Below are 26,519 nucleotides of genomic sequence, written 5' to 3' on the forward strand. Positions count from 1 at the left end.
TCGAACTGGCCTTCAAGCGCCTGAAAAGCCTGATCGGCCTCAAAACCCCGCCCGGAACAAGTGAAACGTCCGCCAGACCCTGGGTTCTGGCCCACCTGATCATGGCTTTGCTGCTCGAACCGCTCACCAGCGAGTTCGAGGTCTCTCCACACTCAGCCAAGGGCGCCTGACAAGCCCCACTGTGTGGCGGCGCCTCAAGAAACTGACCGCGTGGCTGCGAAACACAATCATCGTGCAGCCAACCATCGCTCAGATCCGTGCAAACATCCAAAAGATCGACCGGCACCTGCGAGAGCCGACAAGAAAAAAGCGAAAATACCAATCAATGAAATTCATAAGTTAGCGCGTATGGGCCTTGTGCCGGGACCTGTCAGGTGTTTGCGGCCTATAGAGGCCCCACCCACCCGGAATGGTTGCTTGTGCAGAAAACTCGAGAAAAGAGAGACAAAAACCCCCGGAACCTTCCGGTCCCGGGGGCCTGAAACTCAGCAGTCCTTTAGACTGATCAAGCCGTCAGGCCAATCAGGCCTTCAGGATGGAGCGGCCGGCGAAACGGGCCTGGGAGCCCAGTTCCTGCTCGATGCGCAGCAGCTGGTTGTACTTGGCAAGCCGGTCGGAACGGGCCAGCGAGCCGGTCTTGATCTGCCCGCAGTTGGTGGCAACCGCGAGGTCGGCAATGGTTGCGTCCTCGGTTTCGCCCGAACGGTGCGACATGACGGCGGTGTAACCGGCCTTGTGGGCGGTTTCCACGGCGTCCAGCGTCTCGGTCAGGGAGCCGATCTGGTTCACCTTCACGAGGATCGAGTTTGCGGTGGCGCTGGCAATGCCCTGGCGCAGACGGCTGGTGTTGGTCACGAACAGGTCGTCGCCCACCAGCTGCACGCGGTTGCCGCACAGCTCGGTCACGGCCTTCCAGCCGGCCCAGTCGTCTTCGGCCATGCCGTCTTCGATGGAGATGATCGGGTAACGGGCGGAGAGGTCGGCGAGGTAAGCGGCCATCTGGTCCGAGTCGAGCGTCTTGCCTTCACCGGCCAGAACGTACTTGCCGTCCTTGTAGAACTCGGTGGAAGCGGCGTCGAGCGCGAGGTAGATGTCCTCACCCGGCTTGTAACCGGCCTTCTCGATGGCCTTCATGACGAAGCCGATGGCAGCGTCGGTCGATTCGAGGTTCGGCGCAAAGCCGCCTTCGTCACCCACGTTGGTGTTGTGACCGGCGTCCTTCAGGGCCTTCTTCAGCGTGTGGAACACTTCCGCACCCATGCGCAGCGCCTCGGAAAAGTTCTCCGCGCCCACCGGCATGATCATGAATTCCTGGAAGTCGATCGGGTTGTCCGCATGGGCGCCGCCGTTGATGATGTTCATCATCGGCACCGGCAGCAGGCGGGAAGACGCGCCGCCGACATAGCGGTAGAGCGGCAGGCCGGAGGACTGGGCAGCAGCCTTGGCAACGGCGAGCGACACGCCGAGGATGGCGTTGGCGCCGAGACGGGCCTTGTTCGGGGTGCCGTCCAGCTCGATCATGGTCTGGTCGATGTGGATCTGGTCTTCCGCATCAAGGCCACCGATGGTGTCGAAGATCTCGCCGTTGACGGCATCGACGGCCTTCAGCACGCCCTTGCCCAGGTAACGGGAGCCGCCGTCGCGCAGCTCGACAGCCTCATGCGCACCGGTCGAAGCACCGGAAGGCACGCCGGCGCGGCCAAAGGCGCCGTCTTCCAGCAGCACGTCCACTTCAACGGTCGGATTGCCGCGGCTGTCCAGAATTTCGCGCGCCGTGATATCGACAATGGCGGTCATTCGTATCTCCTCGAGATCAGCCCGGCCGGCCTTCCGGCACGGGCAAGGTAGGTTCCGGACATTCGCCCGGCCATTTCAACGCTGCAAGCGGCAGTCAGCCGCAGGAGCAAACTCAGGACTGCGCGGCGGCCTTCACCACGCGGTCAATGTCGCGCACCGTCTTCAGCAGTGCGCCCAGATCCTTCAGCGGCACCATGTTCGGACCATCGGACGGAGCATTGTCCGGGTCGTCATGGGTTTCGAGGAAGAGCCCTGCAATACCTGCAGCGGCGGCTGCACGGGCGAGAACCGGCACCATGGTGCGGTCACCGCCTGTGGAAGCCCCCTGCCCGCCCGGCTGCTGAACCGAGTGGGTGGCATCAAACACCACCGGCGCACCGGTGCGCGCCATGATGGGAAGAGAGCGCATGTCCGTGACAAGCGTATTATAGCCGAAGGAGGCGCCGCGCTCGGTGAGCAGCACATTCGGATTGCCGCTCTCGACGATCTTGGCCAGCACATTGGCCATGTCCCAAGGCGCCAGGAACTGGCCCTTCTTCACATTCACAGTCCGCCCCGTCAGGGCAGCGGCGACGAGAAGGTCCGTCTGGCGGCAGAGGAAGGCGGGGATCTGAAGGATATCAACAACTTCCGCAACCGGCGCACACTGGGCCTCGTTGTGGATGTCGGTGATCACCGGCATGCCGAATGTCTCGCGCACTTCGGCGAAAACCGGCAGGGCTTCCTTGAGGCCAATGCCGCGCCTGCCCGTCAGAGAGGTGCGGTTTGCCTTGTCGAAAGAGCTCTTGAAAACAACGGGAATGCCGAGATTTCCGGCGATTTCCTTTACCGCCGCTGCCATCTCCAGCGCGTGGGCGCGGCTTTCCATCTGGCAGGGACCGGCAATGAGGGAGAAAGGCGCGTCATTGGAGAATGTGACGTTGCCAACAACGACTTCCTTGTTCGGAGTCACCATGTGCAGATCATCCTTTGGGCGTAGGGGCCAACGGGGGTCTGCATACAGGCCTTTTGCCCCAGCCGCAACAGCACAGCGCCACAAGCAACCCCGTTTCGCATTTGCGAAAAATTTGATATTCAGAAGGTGTTGCTTGCAATCTTGCCATGTTTCGGCGCCAGCGTGAGCAACCGGTAGCATATTGACCGGACAAACAGTCCACGTGTTTCAGGAGTATTTCATGAGCAGACCGATCCGCAAGGCCGTATTGCCGGTGGCAGGTCTCGGTACGCGTTTTCTCCCCGCGACCAAGGCCGTTCCGAAGGAGATGCTCACAATTGTTGACCGCCCGATCATCCAGCATGTGGTGGACGAAGCCCGCGCTGCCGGTATCGAGCACATTGTTTTCGTGACAGGCCGCAACAAGCACGTCATCGAGGATCATTTCGACATCAATTACGAGCTGGAAGACACCCTGCGCCGCCGCAACAAGGCCGCCGCGCTGGAGCTTCTCGACAAGATCCGCCCGGATGCGGGCTCCACCAGTTTCACCCGCCAGCAGGAGCCGCTGGGCCTTGGCCACGCCATCTGGTGCGCCCGTGACATCATCGGCGACGAGCCCTTCGCCATCCTGCTGCCGGACGTGATCGTCAAGTCGCAGAAGAGCTGCCTTGCCCAGATGGTGGACGTCTACAACGAGCGCGGCGGCAACGTCATCGCCGTTGAAGAAGTGCCGGAAGACCAGACCCACCAGTACGGCATCGTCAAGCTGGCCAATGGCCCGCGCAACCGCGCCATGCCGATCGAAGGCATGGTGGAAAAACCGGCTCCGGGCACCTCCCCGTCCAACCTGATGATCACCGGCCGCTACATCCTGCAGCCGGAAATCTTCAAGCTGCTCTCCGAACAGGAGAAGGGCGCAGGCGGTGAAATCCAGCTGACCGACAGCATGATCAGGCTGATGGAGAACCAGACCTTCACCTCGCTGCAGTTCGAGGGCCGCTCCTATGACTGCGGCTCCAAGATCGGCTTCATCGCCGCCAACATCGCCTTCGGCCTGGAACAGTCCGACATTTCCGGCGAGCTGATGACGATCATGTCCGACCTGACCCGCGCCAAGGCCGCCGAATAAACGGCACTCCGGCAGCAGAGCATTTCAAGGGGCGGAGCAATCCGCCCCTTTTCTCTGCACACACCCACTCTCCTCCCGAAAACGTGACGAAACAGGCAGATCCCATTTCCGTTTTCTGGCGTAGTCTCATCATGTTCCACACGCGAGGAGACGCGCCATGAACAAGGTGGCCAGAAGGGTGATGTGGGTTTTATGCGGCAGTCTGGGCCTTTTGCTGTCCCCGGACCCGGCAGCGCTGAGGCTCGGGCCTCAGGCGGTTCAGGCCGAAGACGCCTCGGGCCAGGAGTTCCGCCAGCTCATCCAGCAGCAGATGCAGGCCTTCCGGCGCAATGACGCTGCGGGGGCCTTTTCTTTTGCGACGCCCGGATTGCAGCAGCAGTTCATGACGCCGGACATCTTCATCAACATGGTGAAGGAGGTCTATATGCCGGTCTACCGGCCGAAGAGCGTCAGCTTCGGCAAGCTGCGCCAGACCAAGAACGGCCCCGTTCAGGAGGTCTTCGTCACCGGTCCCGATGGGGATGACTGGCTGGCGCTCTATTCCTTCGCACAGCGGGAAGACGGCACCTGGGGCATCTCCGGCTGCATCCTGCGCAAGGACAAGGGCTTTCAGGCCTGAGGTTTTCTTTGGACGTGAGCCGGCCTGCGACGCATCGGGCAAACACTAGGGCCCCATCCCCACCTCACGCGCCGTCCCGGCCTTGTGCCGGGACCTGTGAGGGACGCAGTCGCGTAAGATTGCATGCCTAGCCTGCGGGTACCAGACCTAACGTCCGAAGGGGGGCGAACGCGGTACGCACATCACAGGCCCCGGCACAAGGCCGGGGCGGCGCGGAAAGTGTGAGGTGGGCTGCAAAATGGCGAAGCAGGCAGCGAGCCACGCCATCCCCTCACAGCGGCGGCAGGTCGCCCCTGGCCCAGCCTTCCTTGACGCTGAGGCGGTGGTCCTCGAAGCGGCCGGCCTCGATGGCATCGCGCATGCCCTGCATGAGCTGCTGGTAATAGGCAAGGTTGTTCCAGGTCAGCAGCATGGCCGCCAGCCCCTCGCCTGCCTTCACCAGATGATGCAGATAGGCGCGCGAATACTCACGCGCGGCCGGGCAGTCGCTTTCCTCGTCCAGCGGGCGCGGATCATCCGCATGGCGGGCATTCTTCAGGTTGATCTTGCCGCGGCGGGTGAAGGCAAGGCCATGGCGGCCGGCGCGGGTCGGCATCACGCAGTCGAACTGGTCGATGCCGCGGGCGACGCTCTCCAGAATGTCGTCCGGCGTGCCGACGCCCATCAGATAGCGCGGCTTGTCCACCGGCATCACCGGTGTGGTGACTTCCAGCATGCGCAGCATCACCTCCTGCGGCTCGCCCACGGCAAGGCCGCCGACCGAATAGCCCTCGAAAGGCATGGCCGCGAGACTTTCGGCGGAGCGGATGCGCAGATGCGGCACGTCGCCGCCCTGCACGATGCCATAGAGCCCTTGCCCCTTTTCAACGCCGCCCATGGCCTCGAACTTGGCGCGCGAGCGCTCGGCCCAGCGGAGCGACAGTTCCATCGCCCGCTGCACTTCCTTTTCAGGGGCCGGCAGGCCGATGCATTCGTCCAGCTGCATCTGGATGTCCGAGCCCAGCAGCCCCTGAATTTCGACGGAGCGTTCCGGCGTCAGGTGATAGCGCTGGCCATCGATATGGCTCTGGAACTTCACGCCCGTCTCGTCCAGCTTGCGCAACTGCGCCAGCGACATGACCTGAAAGCCGCCTGAATCGGTCAGGATCGTGTGCGGCCACTTCATGAAGTGATGCAGGCCGCCGAGGCGCGCCACGCGCTCGGCACCGGGGCGCAGCATCAGGTGATAGGTGTTGCCCAGCACCACATCGGCGCCAAGCTCCCGCACCTGATCGGTGTACATGGCCTTGACGGTTGCCTGCGTGCCCACGGGCATGAAGGCAGGCGTGCGCACAAGGCCGTGCGGCGTGGTGATCTCCCCGCGCCGGGCCATGCCATCGTTCGCAAGCAGGCGGAAGGAAAAGCGCTGGGTGTCACCGGTCATCGGTCGGTCTCGTCGTGGGCGGCGATGCTTCCGGCGGCAGGAAACAGCAGCGAGCTGTCGCCATAGCTGTAAAACCGGTAGCCATCGGCAATCGCATGGGCATAGGCCGCGCGCATGGTCTCGAGGCCGCTGAGGGCGGACACCAGCATGAACAGCGTCGAGCGCGGCAGGTGGAAATTGGTCATCAGCGCATCAATGGCGCGGAAGCGGTAGCCCGGCGTGATGAAGATGCGGGTCTCGCCCCGGAAGGCGGCAAGCCCGCCGGGCCCTTGCGCGGCGCTCTCCAGAATGCGCAGCGAAGTGGTGCCCACGGCAACCACCTTGTTGCCCCGCGCCCGCACCGCCTTCAGCGCCGCAGCGGTTTCGCCGGAAATCTCGCCCCATTCGGCGTGCATCTCGTGCTCGTCCGTGTCATCGGCCTTCACCGGCAGAAAGGTGCCGGCCCCCACATGCAGCGTCACCGTGTGGCGCTCGATGCCGCGTGCATCCAGCATCTCGAACAGGCGCGGGGTGAAATGGAGGCCCGCAGTCGGTGCCGCCACGGCGCCTTCCTTTTCCGCATAGATGGTCTGGTAGTCTTCCCGGTCCTGCGCATCTTCGCCGCGCTTGGCTGCGATATAGGGCGGCAGCGGAATGTGGCCGGTGGCGTGGATGGCGGCGTCGAGATCCGGCCCCGAAAGATCAAAGACGAAGAGCACTTCGCCCGTGTCCTTTTTCTCCGCCACTGTCGCATCCAGCACACTGGCCATGCAGGCCACGCCCTCACTGGCCGCACCAAAGCGCACCCGGTCACCGGGCACCAGCTTTTTGGCCGGGCGGACGAAGGCCCACCAGCGGCCGGCACCGGCACGCAGATGCAGCGTGGCGCCAATGGTGGCGATGGCCTCACCGCGCTGGCGCGTGCCTTCCAGCTGCGCCGGGATCACCTTGGTGTTGTTGAAGACAAGCGCGTCACCGGGCTGCAGCAGCGCAGGCAGATCGAGCACGCCCCGGTCCTCCAGCACAGGCCCGCCCTGCGGGCGCACCAGCAGCATGCGCGCCGCATCACGCGGCCGGGCGGGCCTCAGGGCGATACGCTCGGGCGGCAGGTCGAAGTCGAAATCGTCAACGCGCATGGGGCGGTTCTTCAGCAACGGTGTCGGAGCAAGGGCACAAGCAATCGGGCGCGGCAGATCCGATCCGCCACGCCCGCGCAACATGATGCCGGTTTCCCGGCTCATACGAAAATCAGGCGTCCGCCGCAACCTTCAGCGACACGATGCTGTCCGGGTCACGGACCGGCTCGCCGCGCTTGATCTGGTCGATGTTTTCCATGCCGGAGATCACCTCACCCCAGACGGTATACTGGCCATCGAGCCAGGGCGCGTCGGTGAAGCAGATGAAGAACTGGCTGTCGCCGGAGTTCGGGTCCATGGCGCGGGCCATGGAGCAGGTGCCGCGCTTGTGCTTCTCCTTGGAGAATTCGGCCTTCAGCTTCTTGCCCGAACCGCCGGTGCCGGTGCCATGCGGGCAGCCGGTCTGGGCCATGAAGCCCTCGATCACGCGGTGGAAGACGATGCCGTTGTAAAAGCCCTCGCGGACCAGTTCCTTGATGCGGGCCACGTGGGCCGGCGCAAGGTCCGGACGCATTTCAATGACCACGGCTCCCTTGGTCGTTTCCATCAGGAGCGTGTTTTCGCTGTCCTTGTAGTCTGCCACTTGGATCTCCAGTTCGGATGCTTGTGTATGAACGGGTTTTAGCCTGCACAGCGCCGCGGTCAACCCGCGTCGGCAGCAACCGTCATCTTGATGATCTTGTCCGGGTTGGCGGGCGGCTCGCCCTTGGCAATCTTGTCGACGAATTCCATGCCTTCGACCACTTCGCCCCAGACCGTGTACTGGCGGTTCAGCCAGTCGCCATCGGCAAACATGATGAAGAACTGCGAATTGGCGCTGTTGGGCGATGCGGCGCGGGCCATGCCGAGCGTGCCGCGCTTGAAGGGCGTGGCGGTAAACTCGCCGGCGAGATCCGGCTCGTCCGATCCGCCCATGCCGGTGCCGGTGGGGTCACCCGTCTGGGCCATGAAGCCGTCGATGACGCGGTGGAAGATCTGACCGTCATAGAAGCCTGCGCGGGTCAGCTTCTTGATTCGCTCCACATGATTGGGCGCAATGTCCGGACGCAGGCGGATGACGACGCGGCCATCCTTCAGATCCAGATAAAGGGTGTTCTGAGGGTCGAGGGTCTGCGCCTGCGGCATCGCGGGGGCGAGGACGAGCGACATGATGACCGCAAGGCAAGCAATAATGCGTTTCACGCGATGCTCCTGATGCAACAAAAAACTGGAACGGCTGAACGCTCAGCCCTTTTCCGCAGCCCGGGCCGCAGCCCGGGCCGCAAGCGGGCCTGCAACCGGTGCCGGGACAAAGGGGGTGATATCACCGCCCATGCGCGCGATCTGACGCACAAGCGTGGCAGTGATGTGACGCACACCCGGTGAAGCAGGAAGAAAAACGGTATGAACTTCGGGCACCATGGTGCCGTTCATGCCCGCCATCTGCATCTCGTAGTCGAAATCCGTGCCGTCGCGCAGGCCGCGGATGAGCATGCCGGCGCCCTCGGCCTTCGCCGTTTCCACCACAAGCCCGCTGAAGGACAGAACGGACACCCGCTCCCCCGCCCCTGCCCCGAGCCGGTCCGCCACACAGGCGCGGATCAGATCCGCCCGTTCCTCGAAGGAGAACATCGGCGTCTTGCCGGGGTGGACACCAATGGCAACGATGACCTTGTCCGCAAGGCTGAGCGCCTGCACAAGCACATCGAGATGGCCGTTGGTGATGGGATCAAAGGATCCGGCGTAAAGGGCGGTACGTGTCATGGCAAAGTGATAGCGCCCTTGGCATTGGCGGGCAAGCCGGTGCGGCGTCAGAGAGCACTTGCTTTGCCAGCGGCCTCGCGCCGGTGCGGCGCATGAGACATTTCGAGGCGTGATGCATCAGCTCCGGAAGACTTGGCATGACGCTGCGTTTCCGGCACCTGAAACCCGCCTGCCGTTCACTGAACGCAGTTTCAACGTGTTCACATAACGTTGACAATTTGTTTAGCCAGCTTGGCTGGACACGGGGCCCGAACAGGCCCATATCCCACCCATCATGAACACGACATTCCTCTCCTCCCTGAGAGACGGGCTCTTTTCGCGCGTCTCAACTCCTGTTGCTTTCTGGCTGGCGGCGCTGGCCGGACTTGTCCTCCTCATGGGCGCGGGCATTGCCCGCCTCGAAACGATTGCCGCTCCTGCAGCGCCTCTGCCCGTCACGCCCGGCAAGGCGCTGGTGAAGGACCCTTACGGTTGCGCCGAACTGAAGTTCCTGAAGGAAGAGCCGGCCTGCTCCTACCGCGCCCGCGACGACCGGCCGCGCAACGGCGGCCCGGCTCTCTGAATTCCGGCGCTCTGAATTCTGGCTCTCTGAATTCTGGCGCTCTCATCATGGCAGCAGGCCGCCCGATCCGGATCTGACCCAAGGTAAGCTCCGGCAGGATCGTGGCGGCCTGCAGCTTTTTCGTGACAACTTGTGATGCCGGTCACGGAACCAAAGCCGTTTCTGAGGTGTTATGCTCTCACAACCTGACCAGATGGCAGGAGAGAGCCAGATGACGACGCAGCACAGCTTTACACCGCATGTTTCCGTTACCGCCAGCTTCAACATTGCCAAGTTGAGCTTCGCAGGAGTTGCCGGACTTTTTGCGCTGGCCATCCTCGGCGTCTTTGCCTCCGTGGCGCTGGCCTTCGCCCAGTTCGAAACCACCCAGACCGCTCAGGCCACCAAGGGCAACCGGGTCGAAGCCAGCCTTCCAGCCGCCTGTGATGGCCAGAGCTGGGGCAACTGGTCCGCCGCCTGCCTCGCCACCCTCAACGGCGAACGCACGGTGCGCTCCATCTCCACCACCACAGTGGAACAGCGCCCCGGCGGCCCGGTTTCAGTCCTCGTGCGGACCCCGATCGAAGGCTGATCCCCACCCCAGACCTCCTCCCTCCCCCAAACTTCCCCCCGCGACTGAAGGCGGATGAGAGCAGCAGCCTCATCCGCCTTTTTGTTTGGGGATGGGGCATTCCTGCCCTTTGACTTGAGCCTCACCCGCAGCTCTCCAGCGAAATTCTAAGCTCATTTCATTTTGTAAAGTCGACAAGAGATGGTTTTTTGTCGAGGTCGAAAAGGCAGGCAACAAGTGCTCGACGGGCGAGTTGCTCTGCGAATGGACGCAACCATGTCCAGTCTTCTAGATGCGCCTTGGTGCTACCGTGCAAAAACTGACTTCTCGCCGTACCATAAATGTCCCGGACGATCTGTGCTGTAGTCAATCCATCCGCGTGTATTAGCGCATCATCCCTCAGCCCTGTACGTACACACAGCAGCGACAGTATGCCTTTATCGCCACCAGCACCCGCCAATGTATCCAAAGTAGACGCAAAATGTGTGACCGCTAGGAGACTCTCATCGGCTCGACAACCTTCGTAAAACCAGCGCAACGCGATCTCCAGCTTCTGGATTACATCGATTTGCTTTTGATCGGATATCCCCGTCGCGATGTATGTTGCTATAGCGCCGATCTGGCGCAACATCGGGCGGTTGCTTTCAAGTTGAAGCTGGAAGTCCTTGAGGTCCATTCGTGGCCCGGAGGGCATGCTTTGCCGTTTGTAGCTTGCTGAAACCGGGCCGTTGTCAGATAGCCACAGCAAGACACGCCGTGAAGGCAGATCGTCGTAACTCAGATGCAAGCCACGCAACACATTGGATGGCTTGTTCCACATGAGCGACACGGCTGTCTGGAGCAAACGGGCTATACGAGCGCCCCGGTCTTCGGCAAAACTCGAAGAGAAACCTTGTAGTACAACGCTAATAACAAAAGGAGCGCCTCCCACCGCATCAATGATGGAACGTTCCGCATGCTGTTCCCAGCTGGGTTTGCGAGCCTTTATTTTCTTACCAGCCCAAACTTCCTGGAGACGTTTCAGTGTCTTTTTGGAGATCTGCCCCTTCTCCTGAAGACGCATCGCCCACATGTCGCGGGATTCGACTCTTGCAGGACCGACTTCAAAGGACGAGTGCTCAACATTGATCCACGTCGTCCCGAAAGCAAGTTCAACGGACGGTGGCTTTATCAGTTTCAGCTGCGCAATCGAGGCATTGATCTGACGTTTCAGCCATTCCCCTGCTATTTCATTGGTATCGGAAAGCTCGAGAGCTGATAATGGGTCGCCAAATATTTTGCGAACGGTGGCCGTCCAGTCGGCTTGTGAATAAGCAAACTTTATTCCCGGCGCGTTGGAACGCGCCTTGCGCGCTATCGCAGCGATCGCTTTATCGATTTTGGCGCTTACAAAAACTTGGCGACCGTCCGACAAACCGATGATGCTAGGGAACGATAGGTCGCCGTCCTCGTCATCGAAGGGAGGCTCTTTGTCTTCAAGTCGCTTAAGTTCGCGGACAATTTCTTCGTAGTGGTAGAGAACAGGCTTCATAGCCAAAAGCTATTCTAATTATGTCCGAGACGTCGAGAGAAAACGATTAACAGCGGCAGCGGAGCGGAGATCCGGGACCGGTGAGCCACGGGCTATCTGCTTGACCATCAGACAAAACCAATCAACACCCCGGCTCACCGGTCCCGGATCGCGCAGGGCGCGTCCGGGAAGACGATGGAGGGGTGGGAGATGAGCGGCGCGAAGGAGTTAGAGCTGCCCACACAGAACGGCCCTCAGATTGTTGACACACCTTCGGCCTCTCCATCGTCATCCTCGGCCTTGTGCCGAGGATCTGCAAAAGTCAATGGCTTGCAGATGGCCGGGACAAGCCCGGCCATGACGAAAGAGAAGAAGGCCTGCTTTGCCATCATCCTCGGGGCCGCACATATTGGATGGCCCTGAAGGCGTACCCAGGCTTGGGGTTTTGCTGGCTCACACGTGAGGCCATGCGTTTTTTTTCCCCACCCTACCTCTCCATCGTCATCCCGGACGCAGCGGAGCGGAGATCCGGGACCGGTGAGCCACGGTCTTGCGGCTCTGGCTCTTGGGACAACCAACTTATACCCCGACTCACCGGTCCCGGATCGCGCGGGGCGCATCGGGATGACGATGGAGGTGGGAGAGAGAAGAGGCGCAAGAAAGCGAAAGACCGCCCGCATGGGACAGCCCGGAGCGCGATAACAAAGCAGGAGATCGGCTCCTCCGTCATGGCCGGGCTTCTCCCGGCCATCTGCAACTATTGATTTGTATAGATCCCCGGCACAAGGCCGAGGATGACGATGGAGAGGTGGCCATGCAAGGCAAAAGGGCCGCCCACACGGGACGGCCCTTGTTCGTTTCAGCGAGAACACCGTGCGGCTTAGTCTTCGCCGCCAGCCTCCGGGGCAGCGTCCTCACCGCCAGCGTCACCACCACCAGCTTCCGGGGCAGCGCCCTCACCGGCAGCACCCTCAACGGCGATGCCGTCCACGGCGTCTTCGCTGTCGTCTTCCTCGCTGACGCGTTCCACGGCGACGACCTTTTCGTCATCGGCGGTGTTGAAGACGATGACGCCCTGGGTGGCGCGGCCGGCGACGCGGATGCCGTCAACCGGGCAGCGGATCAGCTGGCCGCCGTCGGTCACCAGCATGATCTGGTCGCGGTCTTCCACGGGGAAGGAGGCAATCAGCGGGCCGTTGCGCTTGTTCACCGCCATGGCCGTGATGCCCTTGCCGCCGCGTCCGGTCACCCGGTACTCGAAGGACGAGGTGCGCTTGCCGTAGCCGTTTTCGGAGACGGTGAGGATCACCTGTTCCGCCGCGCTCATTTCTGCGTAACGCTCCTGCGGCAGTTCGCCTGCTGCGGCTTCCTCGCCGTCCTCGGCCACGGCTTCGCTGCCCGCGTCATCGGCCTCCCCGCGCATCAGGCGGCGGAGCTTCAGATAGGCGGCACGCTCTTCCGAGGTGGCGTTGAAGTGGCGCAGGATCGTCATGGAGATCAGGCGGTCATCGTCGGCCAGATTGATGCCGCGCACACCGACCGAGTTGCGGCCCGCAAAGACGCGCACATCGGAGACGGGGAAGCGGATGCACTGGCCGGCCGCCGTCGTCAGCATCACATCGTCATGCTCGGTGCAGGTGAAGACGCCGACAATGCCGTCGCCCTCTTCCAGCTTCATGGCGATCTTGCCGGAGCGGTTGATCTGGGTGAAGTCGGACAGCTTGTTCCGGCGCACGGTGCCGCGCGTCGTGGCGAACATCACGTCCAGATCGCCCCAGGTGTCCTCGTTCTCCGGCAGCGGCATGATCGAGGAGATCTGCTCGCCGGGCTCCAGCGGCAGCATGTTGATCAGCGCCTTGCCACGCGACGTGGGGCCGCCCAGCGGCAGGCGCCAGACCTTCATCTTGTAGACGATGCCGCGCGAGGAGAAGAACAGCACCGGCGTGTGGGTGTTGGCCACGAACAGGCGGGTGACGAAATCCTCGTCCTTCGTCGCCATGCCCGAGCGGCCCTTGCCGCCCCGGCGCTGGGCGCGGTAAGTCGCCAGCGGCACACGCTTGATGTAGCCGCCATGGCTGACGGTGACCACCATGTCCTCGCGCTGGATGAGGTCTTCGTCCTCCAGATCCGCGCCGCCTTCCACCAGCTCCGTCTTGCGGGGCGTGGCGAAGTCGTTGCGGATGGACAGAAGTTCCTCGCGGATGATCTGCTGCACCCGGGCGCGGGAACGCAGGATTTCCAGATAGTCGGAAATCTCGTCGCCGAGCTTGTTTAGCTCATCGCCGATTTCATCGCGGCCAAGGGCGGTCAGGCGCTGCAGGCGCAGGTCGAGGATGGCGCGGGCCTGTTCCTCGGAAAGCCGGTAGCTGCCATCGGCGTTGACGGTGTGGCGCGGGTCGTCGATGAGGCGGACCAGCGGCTCCATATCCTTGGCCGGCCAGTCGCGGCCCATCAGCAGGGCGCGGGCGGTGGCCGGGTCCGGCGCGGTGCGGATGAGGTGGATCACCTCGTCGATGTTGGCAACGGCGATGGCAAGGCCCACCAGCACATGGGCGCGGTCGCGCGCCTTGGCCAGCAGGAAGCGGGTGCGCCGGCCGATGACTTCCTCGCGGAAGACGACGAAGGCCTTCAGCATGTCCATCAGCGTCATCAGCTCGGGGCGGCCGCCGTTCAGCGCCACCATGTTGCAGCCGAAGCTCTGCTGCAGCGAGGAGAAGCGGTAGAGCTGGTTCAGGATCACGTCGGCGACGGCATCCTTCTTCAGCTCGATCACCACGCGCATGCCGAGGCGGTCGCTTTCGTCGCGGATGTCGGAGATGCCCTCGATGCGCTTTTCACGCACCAGTTCGGCGATCTTCTCGATCATCGTGGACTTGTTGACCTGATAGGGGATCTCGGTGACGATCAGCGCCTCGCGCCCGGCGCGGATCTGCTCTACCTCGACCTTGCCGCGCATGACCAGCGAGCCGCGCCCGGTTTCAAAGGCCGAACGGATGCCGGAGCGGCCCAGGATCGTGCCGCCGGTCGGGAAGTCCGGACCAGGGATGATCTCCATCAGCTCGCCGAGGCTGATCGCCGGATTTTCCATCACGGCAATGGCGCCGTCGATCACTTCGCCCAGATTGTGCGGGGGAATGTTGGTGGCCATGCCGACGGCGATGCCGCCTGCGCCATTGACGAGCAGGTTCGGGAACTTCGCCGGGAGGACGACAGGCTCGGTCTCGGAGCTGTCGTAGTTCTCCTGGAAATTGACAGTATCCTTGTCGATGTCATCCAGAAGCGTGTGGGCAACCTTCTGCAGACGGCACTCGGTGTAGCGCATGGCCGCAGCCGGGTCACCGTCCACCGAACCGAAATTGCCCTGCCCGTCGATGAGCGGCAGACGCAGCGAGAAGTTCTGCGCCATGCGCACGAGGGCGTCATAGATCGCGCTGTCACCATGCGGGTGATATTTACCCATCACGTCACCGACCACGCGGGCCGACTTGCGGTAGGGCTTGTTCCAGTCGTAGCCGTTCTCGTGCATCGAATAGAGGATGCGCCGGTGAACAGGCTTGAGCCCGTCCCTCACGTCGGGAAGCGCGCGGCTGACAATCACGCTCATGGCGTAATCGAGATAGCTGCGCTTCATCTCATCCGTGATGGAGACGGGGCGAATGTCGGACGGCAGGGATGCGCCCGGCGTACTTGAATCCTGATCGGCCAAGGAGTTGCTCGCCTTCTCTCTTTATGCTGCGCCGTTTATAGCCGATTCCGCCCTGCTCTCCAAATCGCTCTGCCCCGGAGCTGTCAGATATTCGCCATGCTCTTCAATGACTTACAGCGACAATTCACAACCCCCGGAAAAGAATGCGGCAGCATGCGGGCAAAATGGCCCGCTGCGCTGCTATAAAGAAGCACATGGTCACCGGAATCCTTGGGGGGAATGGTCTTGATCGAGTTCATCCTGAACGCATTTGCCACGCTCTTCGTCACCATCGATCCGGTGGGTCTGGCGCCCATGTTCCTGGCGCTGACCGCGGGCGTCTCGGCCGCCGACCGGCGCCGCGTGGCGGTGCGGGCGACGCTGACGGCGGGGGCCATTCTCTTCGTCTTCTTCTTCAGCGGCCAGACGGTGCTGAACCTTCTGGGCATTTCCGTGCCGGCCTTCCGCGTTGCGGGCGGCCTGCTGCTCTTTGCCATCGCCTTTGAAATGGTGTTCGACCACCGCAACAAGCGCAAGTCGGAGACGGCCGAGAAGGCCGTGGTGCACAGCCGGCAGGATCTGCAGGCCCTTGCCGTCTTTCCGCTATCCATCCCGCTCATAGCAGGTCCTGCGGCCATTTCCGCCGTCATCCTGCTGTCGAGCCAGGCACCGGATACGGCGACCTACGCCGGGGTCGGTGGCGTCATCCTCAGCATCCTTGCCTGCTGCATGGGCGCGTTCCTGCTGGCCGACCGGATCGAGCGGCTGATGGGCGACACGGTGCAGATGGTCGTCACCCGGCTTCTGGGCGTGCTTCTGGCGGCCCTTTCCATCCAGTTCATCGCCGACGGCGTCATTGCCTTTGCCAATGGCGCCATGGCGCCGTGAGGAAGATCACGGCCTGAAAAGATACGGCCTGAGACAAGGACATCTCAGGCCGTTTCCCTCACGCCCGGCCATCCTCCCGCAGCACCACATAGATCGCCGGGATCACCAGCACGGTGAGCAGCGTCGAGGATGCAAGGCCGAAGAGCAGCGAAATCGCCAGCCCCTGGAAGATCGGATCGGTGAGAATCACCGCCGCGCCGATCATCGCCGCCACAGCCGTCAGCAGGATCGGCTTGAAGCGGATGGAGCCTGCCTCCAGCAGCACATCGCGCAGGGAGCGTTCCGGCTTGCGGGCATGGCGGATGAAATCCACCAGCAGGATCGAGTTGCGCACGATGATGCCCGCCAGCGCGATGAAACCGATCATCGAGGTGGCCGAGAACGGCGCGCCGAAGATCCAGTGCCCGAGCAGGATGCCGATGAGTGTCAGTGGCACCGGCGTCAGGATCACCAGCGGCAGGGTGAAGGAGCGGAACTGCCCCACCACCAGCACGTAGATACCGAGCAGCGCAACGGCAAAGGCCGCGCCCATGTCGCGGAAGGTGATGAAGGTCACCTCCCACTCCCCGTCCCACAGAAGCACGGTTTCGTCATCGCTGACAGGCTGGCCGTGATAGCTGATCTGCGGCTTCGGCAGATCTGCCCAGCTTGCGGCATCGATGCCATCCGCCACCGCCAGCATGCCGTAGATGGGTGCCTCGAAGTCCCCGGCAAGCTCCGCCGTCACCAGTTCGGCCGGGCGGCCATTGTGGCGGTAGATGAGGTGGGACGCCGGTTCGCGGGTCAGGCGCACCACGTCGCCCAGTTCGACGACACCCCGGCTGCCCGGCATGGCATTGGCGGCCACGGGCGTCGAGAGAAGCCTCTGTCCGAGGTTACGGTCTGCCTTTGGCAGCGCCAGCACGATGGCGAGCGGCGCCCGCCCCTCGCCCCGGTGCGAATAGCCCGCAGGCGTGACGCCGAGAAGCGTGCTGATGGTCTGGTAAACATCGGCCTCCGAGACGCCATGGAACTCCAGATTCTCGCTGTCGATCTCGATGCGGATGCGCCCGGCAGGAAGCCCCTGGCTGAGATCAATGTCCACGATATAGGGCACGGCGGCGAAGATATCCGCGATCCTTAGGGCCACGGCCCGGCGTGTGTCAGGGTCCGGCCCATAGATCTCCGCCTGCAGCGTCGCCATCACCGGCGGTCCGGGTGGCACTTCCACCACCTTCACCGAGGAGCCGCGCGGCAGATCGAGCCCCGCCAGCCGCTGACGGATTTCGAGTGCAATGGCGTGGCTCTCGCGGGACCTCTCGCCCTTCGGCAGGAGATTGACCTGCAGGTCGCCCAGTTCCGGCCCGCTGCGCAGGAAGTAATGCCGCACAAGGCCGTTGAAGTTGAAGGGCGCCGCCGTTCCGGCATGGGCCTGCACCGACAGGATTTCAGGCACGCCGTCCAGCAGCCGGACGGCTTCGCCCAACTGGCGGGCGGTCATTTCCAGCGCCGTGCCTTCCGGCATGTCCAGCACCACCTGCACCTCCGATTTGTTGTCGAAGGGCAGCAGCTTCACCGTCACATGCCGGGTGTAGATCAGCACCGTGCTGGCAAGCGTGGCCACGCCGACCAGCAGCAGGAAGGCAAGCGCCCGGCCCCGCGTCTTCAGCACAGGCCGTGCAGCGGCGCGGAAGATCCGCCCCAGATTGCCCCCGTCTGCCGCATCGTGATGGCCCTCGCCCGCCTTGCGCCCGGCGATCTTCAGCATGGCCCAGGGCGTCAGCACCACGGCGACGAAGAAGGAGAACAGCATTGCGGCGGAGGCCACAGCCGGGATCGGGCTCATATAGGGGCCCATCATGCCGGAGACGAACATCATCGGCAGCAGGGCGGCCACCACCGTCAGCGTGGCGATGATCGTGGGATTGCCAACCTCCGCCACAGCGGCAATCGCTGCCGTGGCCCGGCTGCGGCCATCATTCATGGCCCAGTGGCGGGCAATGTTTTCGATCACCACGATGGCATCATCCACCAGAATGCCGATGGCGAAAATCAGCGCAAACAGGCTAACCCGGTTGATGGTGTAGCCCATCATCTGGGCGGCAAAGAGCGTCAGCAGGATCGTTACGGGAATGACGATGGCCACCACCAGCCCCGCTTGCCAGCCGATGGCCGCCACCACCAGAATGACAATGGACACCGTGGCCAGCGCCAGATGGAACAGCAGCTCATTGGCCTTTTCATTGGCCGTTTCGCCATAATCGCGGGTGATGTGGACGGAAACACCCTCCGGGATCAGCGAGCCTTCAAGGCTCTCCAGATGCTCGCGGACCTCTTCGGCGATCAGCACCGCATTGGCCCCTGCCCGCTTGGCCACGGCAATGGAGACGGCTGGCACCGGCGTGAGGCTGCCGGAGGACGCGTCACGGCCGTAATGCCAGACCTGACGGTCTTCCGTGCCCGCGCCGACCGTGATGGTGGCCACGTCCTTGATATAGACCGGACGTCCATCCCGGCTGGTGATCAACAGGTTGCCGATGGCCGGAATGGTGCCGAGCGTCTGCCCCGCCACAGCCTGCAGCGCCTCACCGTCCTGCCGCACGGTTCCGGCGAGGAACGAGCGGTTGGCGCTGGTGATCTTGCCTAAAAGCTGGTCCAGCGTCACATTCAGCCGCGACAGCCGTTCCGGGTCCGGCTCCACCCGGATCTCGTCCGGGCCCGTGCCCACCAGATAGGTCAGCCCCACATCATCCAGCCGCGCCAGCGATGTGCGCACTTCCTGCGCCAGGCCGTAGAGCGCTGACGGGCTCCAGGTCCCGGCCGAGGCCGCATCCGGGGCGAGCGTTGCCACCACGATGGCCACGTCATCCACCCCGCGCCCGACGACGAGCGGCTCGGGAATGCCGGAAGGAATGCGGTCCATGTTGGCGCGGATTTTCTCATGCACCCGCAGGATGGCGCTGTCGGAGGGCGTGCCGGTCAGAAACCGGGCCGTCACCATGACCCGGTCATCCTGAGTCTGGCTATAGACATGCTCCACGCCATTGATGGCCTTGACGATGGTTTCCAGCGGCTCGGTGACGAGCTTGACCGCATCGGGGGCCTTGAGGCCATCGGCGCTGACCAGAATGTCAACCATCGGCACGGAAATCTGCGGCTCTTCCTCGCGCGGCAGCGTTGCCAGCGAGATGAGCCCGACAATCAGCGAGGCAAAGAGCAGCAGCGGCGTCAGCGGCGAGGCGATGAAAGCGGCGGTCAGGTGGCCCGACAGGCCGAGGCCTGCCTGCGGCGGCATGCCGTTGGGTGTCTGGCTCATGGCAGAACCACCACATCACCGGCGGCAAGACCACTCAGGACTTCCACCTGCGGGCCATCCTGCGTTTCGAACACCTGTCCGCGCTGCACGGTGATGGCCGCAGCGCTGCCGTCCTTGCGGCGCAGCTGCACATAATCAAGCCCGTAACGGGTGGTCAGCGCCGCCTCCGGCACGGCCAGAACGCTTCGGGTGCCCGTGGCGATCTCGACCGGAATCCGTTCGCCGACGAAAAAGTCGCCCATGTCCGGCGCCGAGGCATCGGCAATCACCCGCCCGCCGCGCAACTCCGGATAGACCAGCGTGATCTCGCCGCTGCGCCGGGCAGCGCCCGCCTCTTGCGGCAGGTGCAGGGTGTCTCCGGCCTTCATCAGACCCGCATGGCGTTCGGGCAGCTCCAGCCGCAGGATGAAGCCTTCCCGCGCGATTTCGGCGATGGTTTCACCGGGCATCACCAGCGCCCCAAGCGCAACGGGCACGGACAAGACTCGACCGCTGGCCGCAGCCAGTATTTCGCCCTCCCGCTCCTGCTGATCCAGCACGTCGCGCCCGGCCTCAGCGGCCCTCAGGCTGTTGCGCGCCACCTCCAGCTGGGTTTCCAGCTGATCGACACGGGCCTGCGAGATAGTGCCGCGCGCCAGCAGCTGCCGCGCCCGGCCCGCCTCCGTCTCCAGATTGGCCGCTTCGGACTGCGCTGCCGCAATCTGGGCGCTGAGCGCCTGCCGCCGCAGCGCCAGCTTCTCATCGACGATACGGCCGATCCTCTGACCGGCCTGCAGGGCGTCGCCCTCTTTCACGGCCAGTTCCGTCACCGTGCCTTGCGTGCGGGCCCGCACCGGCACCCGGACGGCCGGTTCGACGGTCGCATAGACCGCCTTCCAGTCGGTCACCTCCAGCGGCTGGACCGCCAGATCAGCCGCACCAGCCCCCGCGGGCAGCAGCAAGGCGGCAATGACAGCGGCCATACAGATCAGGCGCTGAGGATCACAAACGCTGCGCGAACGCGCGGGCGGAAAGGGGCAAGTCGAAGCGGGCATTGGGATTCCCATATTTTCATTATTTTGAAAATATAAAGATAAGCCTCAGCCCTGCCAATGTGTAATTCCCGGTATGCCAGTGCCCGCCCGAACGCCGATTGGCGGCATATTTGGCCAGGCCTCAATGCCCGAACAGCACGAAGGCATAGGTCAGTTCCGGATCAACACCCTCGATCCGCCCGGCCCAGGCATCGCGCTTGGTGGCGATGAAGGCCTTGGAATAGGACATGCCATCGCGCAGCAGGTGTTCATGAAAGCGGATCATGAAACGGGAGGTCGCCCGGTCTGGTATGCTGTCGATGGTCAGCAGCGAGCGGCGGGCACCGGCGATGGCCAGCGCCATCGGCAGACCGCGCACCGTGGCCGTGACCCCGGGGTCTCCCAGTGCGGTTTCACAGGCGGCGATGATGACAAGCCCGGCACCGCTCAGGTTCCAGTCCAGCACCTCGCGGGCATGGACAACATTGTCGGACGGATCATCCCCCTCCCCGCTGTCCTTGAGATCCGCCAGCACGAAACCCGTATTGGTCAGCCGCGCGGCACCGTCATCATCTTCCCGGTAGAAACCATGGGTGGCGAGATGGATGATGGAAGAGCTTTCCGCCCCGGCCCGCACTCCGCTCTCAGTCGCCGTCTTGCCGGTGAGAAGGCTGGGCTTGAAGCCGGCCGCACCGGCAAGCTCCGCAATCGCCTGAACCTCGCTGGCCGTTCCGGGCAAGGGCAACACACTGGCATCCGGCCCATAGTCCAGCCCGCCAGCCAGCAGAATCCCCGCGCCCGGTTCCGGCCTGCTCTGGCTGTCCCGGTAGGCATAGGCCTGACGGCTGGTGATGAGATGCACGTCCACCAGCTCGCCCAGCCGCTTGCCATCTCCTGTCCTCAGTTCGGCAAGCGCCCACTGATAGAGCGAGTCGTCCGGGATGATGTAAAGCGAGCCCGCGCCCTCTGCGGCCGAAGCCAGAACCTTGGCAAGGCGTGTCTCGACCGCCTTCATGACGAAGCCTGCCGGGGCCTCGCCGTCCTTCATGCGGATGGTGCCGATCTGGTTCACCTGCGGCGGCTGGCCGGGGCGTGAGATTACGGCACGGATCTCATAGGCATCCGGATAGCCCCGGCGCTCCAGCGGCCATCTGCGGGTGACCGCAAGATCCACGATTACATCCCCCGCTTCCGGTTCGGCAACCGCTTCGGGAACCGTCACCGGCCCACGGAACCAGGGTGTCACCTCGGTCAGGCCACGCGCCGCACGGGCCTCGTTGAGTGCCTTGCGGGCCTCCTCCATTTCCTGCCGCTGCGGATCGAGCTCATCCGTATAGAGCGCGCCCGTCACCAGCTCGCGGAAGCGGCCGAACTTGCGGAAATAGGTGAGGATCAGCTCCCGGTAGGCCTGGTCATCCGTTGTTTCGGCTTCCCGGCGCAGATCGAGCTCGGTCTGGCGCGTCAGGGTCTTCCAGCTATCCAGCGAGGCGGCGAAGTGGCGGGCAGCATCCGCGTTGTCCCGCGCAAAATCCGCAAAGGCTGCCAGCATGCCGTCGGCCAGAATGCGCGCCGAGCGGGCGGCGCTCAGGCTTCCGGCCGCCGTGACATTCGCCCGCGTCCAGCCGGACATCACCGCATCCAGCTGCCGGAAGCCCTCTGCGGCCTCCTCCGGCTTCAACCGGCTCAGCAGCCGCAGGCGCGCAAGCTCCGCGTCGAAACTCAAGGGATGAGCGTCCGTGAACCGCTCATAGGCCACATCCCGGGCGCTCTCGCGGTAGGTCAGCGCCAGATCATCAAGCCCCCGCCGCTCCGCCTCCGAGGCGTAGAGATCGAGATAGGCCAGTCTCTGTTCGGTTCCGGCGGTGCGCCCTTCAAGCCTGGCAGTATCGCGCAGCGCCCTATCCTCAATCGCCTTCACACCGCTGCGGTAGGCCACATAGTCCCGCCAGGCGGCGATCATCTGGATGTAGCGCGGGGCGTAATCCATGTCGGTGGCGATGGCCTCAAGCGACTTCAGAGTCCGCTCCGCATCCTCCCAGCGCTCCAGATCCAACTGGTCATGGGCAATGTTCAGGGCGGAAGCGAGGGTCAAGGGCGCCGCATTGCCGTATTTGTCATGGCGCCTGAGATAAACGTCAAAGTCGATGATCAGCGCATCGGACGGCAGCTTCAGCGAACGCAGCACGGCTGCATGATTGTTCCTGACACGCCAGTAATCCGGATCGTCCGCCCCGAACAGGCGCCACATCTGCGGCACCATATAGCTGTAGGCCGCCTCCGCCCCCGCCAGCTGCCCGGCGGCATGCATGGTCTGGGCAAGACCGTCATAGGCATCATAGCCCTCCTTGCTCTCCGGCCCGAAGATGCTGAAGAGCTCGTTCATCGCGGGCAGGTGCAGCCGCAGCGCCTCGTCATACGCCCCCGTATCGCGCAGGAAGACGGCATAGTTGAACATGAGGAAGGCGCGGCCGGGGCTCGAGGTGCTGGCGAACAGGGGCGAGGTCATGCCGCGCTCGTAGATTTCGGCCGCCATCTCCGCAGAGGCGTGGGTCATGAAGGCATCACCGCCCTCGGACACGGTGTTGAAGAAGTGGCCGTCCTCGCCGGAGGCCTCCAGCGTATCCAGCGCGTCCATCATTGCCGGAAAGGCCTCATCGTCCCGGTCCGTGGACAGAAGCGCATAGGCCTTGTTCACCAGCGCCCGGTGGTAGCGGCGGGCGTCCTCCGCCTTGTTCTCCTGCGCCCCTTCAACCATCTGCCGCAGCAGGGCATCCTGCTCGGCGGGCTTTCCGGCATTGCCGGCAGCGACAGAGAAATCGAACAGGAAGGCGTCAAGCTCAGCCCCCTCCAGCCGCTCCATCAGCGGAGCCGCCTGCGCAACAATGATGGCATAGGTTTCGGGCCAGCCGCCGGCGGTTGCCGTCCTGTTGACCAGCGTAGTGATGAGCTTGCCCGCCCGCGACGGTTCCTTCTCGGCAAGCTCATGGGTCAGCGCCTGCCGCAGATCATCCCGCTCCGCCACCACCGGCCCGATGTAGCGGGTCATGTCCTGCGGGATGGTGAGGTCTTCTTGCCTCTGTGCAAAGGCAGATGGCGGCAAGGCAGTTCCGCCCAGCAACAGGCCGAGCAGCAGAGCGCCCGTGCTGATTTTCAGCCTCACTGCCCGGTCTCTCAAGACGGCCTGGAAGGGCTTGCGGGACAGGTGAACAGGCGTCTGGCTGAACATGCAGGACGGCTCCATGGACTTGCGCGCAACGGATCACCGCCGCTTTGGACAAGGACTAACGCCCTCGCCAAATTCCGCAAGCCCGAGGAAGGTTCCATCCGGCCTTGCCGGCAGCTCCGCATACAAGGGCGTTCGATTCTGCCGCATCACGCCTTGAAATTGCTCATGCGCCGCACGGGCTTGACCAGCACTCAAGCGGTCAAGTCCGTTGAGTCCTGGTATCAGCCGAGCGCTGCAATCTTCTCACGGAACTGCGCCGTGCCCTGCTCGATCCGGTCAAGGATGACATCCAGCGCCCAGAACTTGTCGAAGATGTCATAGGTGATGGTGCGGCAAAGATCGTGCCGGAAGGTGCCGAGGCGCTGATGGTAGACCTTGGCCAGCTTCGGATAGCCCATCGGCTCGCACATGGCGGCAAGGGCGAGGAACACGGCCAGTTCCTCGGCCAGTTCCGGATGAGAGGTTCCGTGATCTTCCAGCCAGCGGTAGAGATCCGGATGGACATTGTTCATGACGCCGCAGAAGCCCTTGGAGCCTGCCTGCATCGCCGGATAGGCAATGGCCGCATTGGCATTGCTGATGGCAAGCGGCGAGCCTTTGGTCAGGGCGACGCGGCGCTTGACCACGTCCAGATTGCACGAGACATCCTTCAGCATCAGGAAGCGGCCTGTGTCTGCGCAGAACCTGATCTCGTCATCCGTCAGCAGGCGGCGGTAAGGCGCAGGGCATTCGTAGAGGCCCAGCGGCACATCCTTCGGCAGAGCTGCCAGAAGATCATCGAGGCGGGCGCGGAACACATCCGTCCCCTCGTCCTTCTGCGCCAGGCGGTTGGTCACCAGCACCAGCCCGTCAACGCCCGTGGCGGCAATGGCGGTCATTTCCGCCTTCTGGTCTTCGGCGCTGTCCGAGATATGGCCGGAGGCCACGACCGGCACGCGGCCCTTCACCTTTTCCATGGTGAAGCGGGCAAGGTCCACCCGCTCCTCAAGGCTGAGGAACTGCATTTCGGAAGACTGGCAGACGGCAAAGAGCGCCTCGCTGCCATGGGCCAGATACCACTCGATCAGCGCCTCGTAGCCCTCCCAGTCGATCCGGTTGTCCGGGGTAAACGGGGTCAGGACGACAGGCACAATTCCGCCAATAGGAGCGAACACGTCAGGTTCCTTTCAGCACTAAGAACAGGTGAGGTCAGCCGGCGTAGCCGAACATGCGGGGCAGCCAGAGAACCAGATCAGGGAAGAGGATGAGCGCCAGCAGCGCCAGCAGCAGTGCACCAAGGAAAGGCCAGATCTCGCGGATCATGTCCCTGAGGGCGATGCCGGTGACGGCGTTGATGACGAAGAGAACGATGCCATAAGGCGGCGTGATCAGGCCGATCATGCAGTTCACCACGGCAACCACGCCGAAATGCACCAGATCGATGCCAAGTTCGCGGCAGGCCGGCAGGAACAGCGGGATGATGACGAGGATCAGCGTCGAGGCATCCAGCAGACAGCCAAGCAGCAGCAGCAGCACGTTGATCATCAGCAGGAACATCAGCGGCGAAATGTCGAGCGCTCCGGCGAAGGCCCGCATATGCGCCGGAATGTTCTCCGAGGCGACGATGTAGTTGAAGATCAGCGCTCCGCCGATGACGACGCCCACCGAGGCCGACTGCCTCGCGCTGACGCGCATGATGTCCCAGAAGGCGCGGAACGACAGCGCCCGGTAGAACACAACCGACAGGAACAGGGCATAAAGCGCAGCAAGCGCGGCAGCTTCCGTCGGCGTGGTCATGCCGCCGTAGATGCCGACCAGCAGGATCACCGGCATCATCAGCGCCGGGAAGGCATTGACCGTCAGCCGCGGGATGTCGCGCGCCGGAACCGGCTCCTCCAGCTTGAAATTCCGGACGCGGGCAATGCGGGCATTCATCACCATGAGCACAAGGCCCATGATCAGGCCCGGCACCACACCGCCGAGGAACAGGTAGCCGATCGACTGGTCCGAGACGAGCGCATAAAGCACCATCGGGATCGACGGGGGAATGATCGGACCGATAGTGGAGGAGGCTGCGGTGATGGCTGCGGCATAGCCGGCCGTATAGCGCCCGCCCTCGCGCATCATGTTGATGATCAGCTTGCCGATGCCGGCTGCGTCAGCGACTGCCGAACCGGACATGCCGGCGAAGATGAGGCTCGCCACCACATTGACGTGGCCCAGCCCGCCCCGGAAGCGCCCGACGATGGCAACGACGAATCCCAGCAGCCGTTCGGAGACGGTTCCGGCATTCATTATATTGGCAGCAACAATGAACAGCGGCACGGCGAGAATGACATAACTGTCATAGACGCCCTGGATGAGCTGTTCGGCTGGCAGCGCCAGATCCTGCCCGCGCATGGCCACATAGACGATCGAGGAGACGATCATCGACAGGGCAATCGGTGCCCCGAGAGCGGCCAGCGCCAGCAGCACGCCCAGGCAGACGATGAATGCAAGGGTCACAGCCGCCCTCCCCCGCTGGCCAGGATTTCGGCCGAGTTGTCGGTATCGTCTTCGCCGGGCGCTTCTCCGCGCACAATCTTCGCAGCCCGCCAGATGTAGCGGCCGATGATGGCCACAGCGAAAAGCGCGTAGATGCCGAAGACATAATCAAGGCGCCACTTCAGGATGGCGCTCTTCTTGATCTTGTAGAAGGTGATGTAGTCCCAGGTGGCCGGGAGCGCTGCGGCAAAGGCCGCGACAATGACCAGCGCAGCCACAAGCGCCATGACACGGCGCGTGCGCCGGCCGGCAGCCTGATAGAACAGGTCGAAGCGGACGTGGGAGGTTTCCGGGAGGCAGAAAGCCGCCCCCCAGAGCACCACCCACAGCCACAGGGTCATGCTGAATTCCACCGTCCAGCCAAGCTCGATCCCCGGATAGAACCGGAGAAAGACATAGCGGGCGAGGACCTGAAAGATGAAGGTGGCGAACAGGGCGGCGAGCAAGCCCGCCGCCACATGATCCGCCCCGGCCTGCAGGCGGCGGGCGATTTCACGCATAACC

Annotated in this window: 20 protein-coding genes; 5 read left to right on the plus strand and 15 right to left on the minus strand. The window is 63.4% G+C overall.

Annotation, left to right across the window (positions count from 1 at the left end; translation table 11 throughout):
* Nucleotides 1-522 precede the first annotated feature (522 nt).
* Nucleotides 523-1,797: a phosphopyruvate hydratase gene (gene eno / locus H163_RS0116105; RefSeq protein ID WP_019965637.1), complete on the minus strand. Its 1,275-nt coding sequence runs from the start codon at nt 1,795-1,797 to the stop codon at nt 523-525.
* 112 nt (nt 1,798-1,909) lie between these two features.
* Nucleotides 1,910-2,752, minus strand: a complete 843-nt coding sequence (gene kdsA, locus H163_RS0116110) for a 3-deoxy-8-phosphooctulonate synthase (RefSeq protein WP_019965638.1) — start codon at nt 2,750-2,752, stop codon at nt 1,910-1,912.
* Nucleotides 2,753-2,972: 220 nt separating this feature from the next.
* On the opposite strand from kdsA, the gene galU reads away from it, so the two are divergent.
* Both galU and H163_RS0116120 read left to right on the plus strand, forming a co-directional pair.
* Nucleotides 2,973-3,863: a UTP--glucose-1-phosphate uridylyltransferase GalU gene (gene galU / locus H163_RS0116115; RefSeq protein ID WP_040679087.1), complete on the plus strand. Its 891-nt coding sequence runs from the start codon at nt 2,973-2,975 to the stop codon at nt 3,861-3,863.
* A gap of 157 nt (nt 3,864-4,020) precedes the next feature.
* Nucleotides 4,021-4,482 carry a DUF4864 domain-containing protein gene (locus H163_RS0116120; protein WP_051105412.1) on the plus strand — a complete coding sequence of 154 codons (462 nt, stop codon included), beginning with the start codon at nt 4,021-4,023 and terminating at the stop codon, nt 4,480-4,482.
* Nucleotides 4,483-4,753: 271 nt separating this feature from the next.
* On the opposite strand, the gene tgt is transcribed toward H163_RS0116120, so the two are convergent.
* The 5 genes from tgt to coaD all read right to left on the minus strand — a co-directional run bounded on the left by tgt (nt 4,754) and on the right by coaD (nt 8,763).
* Complete coding sequence (tgt, locus tag H163_RS0116125; RefSeq protein WP_019965641.1) at nt 4,754-5,905, minus strand: tRNA guanosine(34) transglycosylase Tgt; 1,152 nt, start codon at nt 5,903-5,905, stop codon at nt 4,754-4,756.
* Complete coding sequence (gene queA, locus H163_RS23025) at nt 5,902-7,020, minus strand: tRNA preQ1(34) S-adenosylmethionine ribosyltransferase-isomerase QueA (protein ID WP_040679096.1); 1,119 nt, start codon at nt 7,018-7,020, stop codon at nt 5,902-5,904. The genes tgt and queA overlap by 4 nt, the downstream gene beginning before the upstream one ends.
* Nucleotides 7,021-7,132: 112 nt before the next feature.
* On the minus strand, nt 7,133-7,567 hold the full coding sequence (locus H163_RS0116135; protein WP_051105414.1) for a peptidylprolyl isomerase: 435 nt from the start codon (nt 7,565-7,567) through the stop codon (nt 7,133-7,135).
* A gap of 95 nt (nt 7,568-7,662) precedes the next feature.
* On the minus strand, nt 7,663-8,145 hold the full coding sequence (locus tag H163_RS0116140) for a peptidylprolyl isomerase (protein ID WP_019965644.1): 483 nt from the start codon (nt 8,143-8,145) through the stop codon (nt 7,663-7,665).
* A 99-nt stretch (nt 8,146-8,244) separates the two neighbouring features.
* Entirely contained in the window at nt 8,245-8,763 is a 519-nt protein-coding gene (gene coaD, locus H163_RS0116145) for a pantetheine-phosphate adenylyltransferase (RefSeq protein ID WP_019965645.1), read from the minus strand.
* Nucleotides 8,764-9,037: 274 nt separating this feature from the next.
* Here coaD and H163_RS24450 point away from each other — a divergent pair, with 274 nt between their 5' ends.
* Both H163_RS24450 and H163_RS0116155 read left to right on the plus strand, forming a co-directional pair.
* A complete protein-coding gene (locus H163_RS24450) occupies nt 9,038-9,325 on the plus strand; it encodes a hypothetical protein (RefSeq protein ID WP_019965646.1) in 288 nt (95 codons plus the stop codon).
* Between the two features lie 211 nt (nt 9,326-9,536).
* Nucleotides 9,537-9,896 (plus strand): hypothetical protein, encoded by a 360-nt coding sequence (locus H163_RS0116155; RefSeq protein ID WP_026355938.1) that lies wholly within the window; start codon nt 9,537-9,539, stop codon nt 9,894-9,896.
* A 157-nt stretch (nt 9,897-10,053) separates the two neighbouring features.
* On the opposite strand, the gene H163_RS0116160 is transcribed toward H163_RS0116155, so the two are convergent.
* Nucleotides 10,054-11,406: a hypothetical protein gene (locus H163_RS0116160; RefSeq protein ID WP_019965648.1), complete on the minus strand. Its 1,353-nt coding sequence runs from the start codon at nt 11,404-11,406 to the stop codon at nt 10,054-10,056.
* Nucleotides 11,407-12,265: 859 nt separating this feature from the next.
* On the minus strand, nt 12,266-15,016 hold the full coding sequence (gyrA, locus tag H163_RS0116170) for a DNA gyrase subunit A (RefSeq protein ID WP_019965650.1): 2,751 nt from the start codon (nt 15,014-15,016) through the stop codon (nt 12,266-12,268).
* Nucleotides 15,017-15,310: 294 nt separating this feature from the next.
* Here gyrA and H163_RS0116175 point away from each other — a divergent pair, with 294 nt between their 5' ends.
* Nucleotides 15,311-15,958, plus strand: a complete 648-nt coding sequence (locus tag H163_RS0116175; RefSeq protein WP_019965651.1) for a MarC family protein — start codon at nt 15,311-15,313, stop codon at nt 15,956-15,958.
* 58 nt (nt 15,959-16,016) lie between these two features.
* On the opposite strand, the gene H163_RS0116180 is transcribed toward H163_RS0116175, so the two are convergent.
* The 6 genes from H163_RS0116180 to H163_RS0116205 all read right to left on the minus strand — a co-directional run bounded on the left by H163_RS0116180 (nt 16,017) and on the right by H163_RS0116205 (nt 26,515).
* Nucleotides 16,017-19,253: an efflux RND transporter permease subunit gene (locus H163_RS0116180; RefSeq protein ID WP_019965652.1), complete on the minus strand. Its 3,237-nt coding sequence runs from the start codon at nt 19,251-19,253 to the stop codon at nt 16,017-16,019.
* On the minus strand, nt 19,250-20,215 hold the full coding sequence (locus H163_RS0116185; protein ID WP_019965653.1) for an efflux RND transporter periplasmic adaptor subunit: 966 nt from the start codon (nt 20,213-20,215) through the stop codon (nt 19,250-19,252). Before H163_RS0116185 ends, H163_RS0116180 begins: the two co-directional genes overlap by 4 nt.
* Before the next feature lie 193 nt (nt 20,216-20,408).
* A complete protein-coding gene (locus H163_RS0116190; protein ID WP_160118261.1) occupies nt 20,409-23,492 on the minus strand; it encodes a CHAT domain-containing protein in 3,084 nt (1,027 codons plus the stop codon).
* Nucleotides 23,493-23,713: 221 nt separating this feature from the next.
* Complete coding sequence (locus tag H163_RS0116195) at nt 23,714-24,646, minus strand: dihydrodipicolinate synthase family protein (RefSeq protein ID WP_026355942.1); 933 nt, start codon at nt 24,644-24,646, stop codon at nt 23,714-23,716.
* Between the two features lie 34 nt (nt 24,647-24,680).
* Entirely contained in the window at nt 24,681-25,976 is a 1,296-nt protein-coding gene (locus tag H163_RS0116200) for a TRAP transporter large permease (RefSeq protein WP_019965656.1), read from the minus strand.
* Nucleotides 25,973-26,515, minus strand: a complete 543-nt coding sequence (locus H163_RS0116205; RefSeq protein WP_019965657.1) for a TRAP transporter small permease — start codon at nt 26,513-26,515, stop codon at nt 25,973-25,975. Before H163_RS0116205 ends, H163_RS0116200 begins: the two co-directional genes overlap by 4 nt.
* Between the last annotated feature and the right edge of the window lie 4 nt (nt 26,516-26,519).

Source organism: Pannonibacter phragmitetus DSM 14782, assembly GCF_000382365.1.
GTDB classification, from domain to species: domain Bacteria; phylum Pseudomonadota; class Alphaproteobacteria; order Rhizobiales; family Stappiaceae; genus Pannonibacter; species Pannonibacter phragmitetus.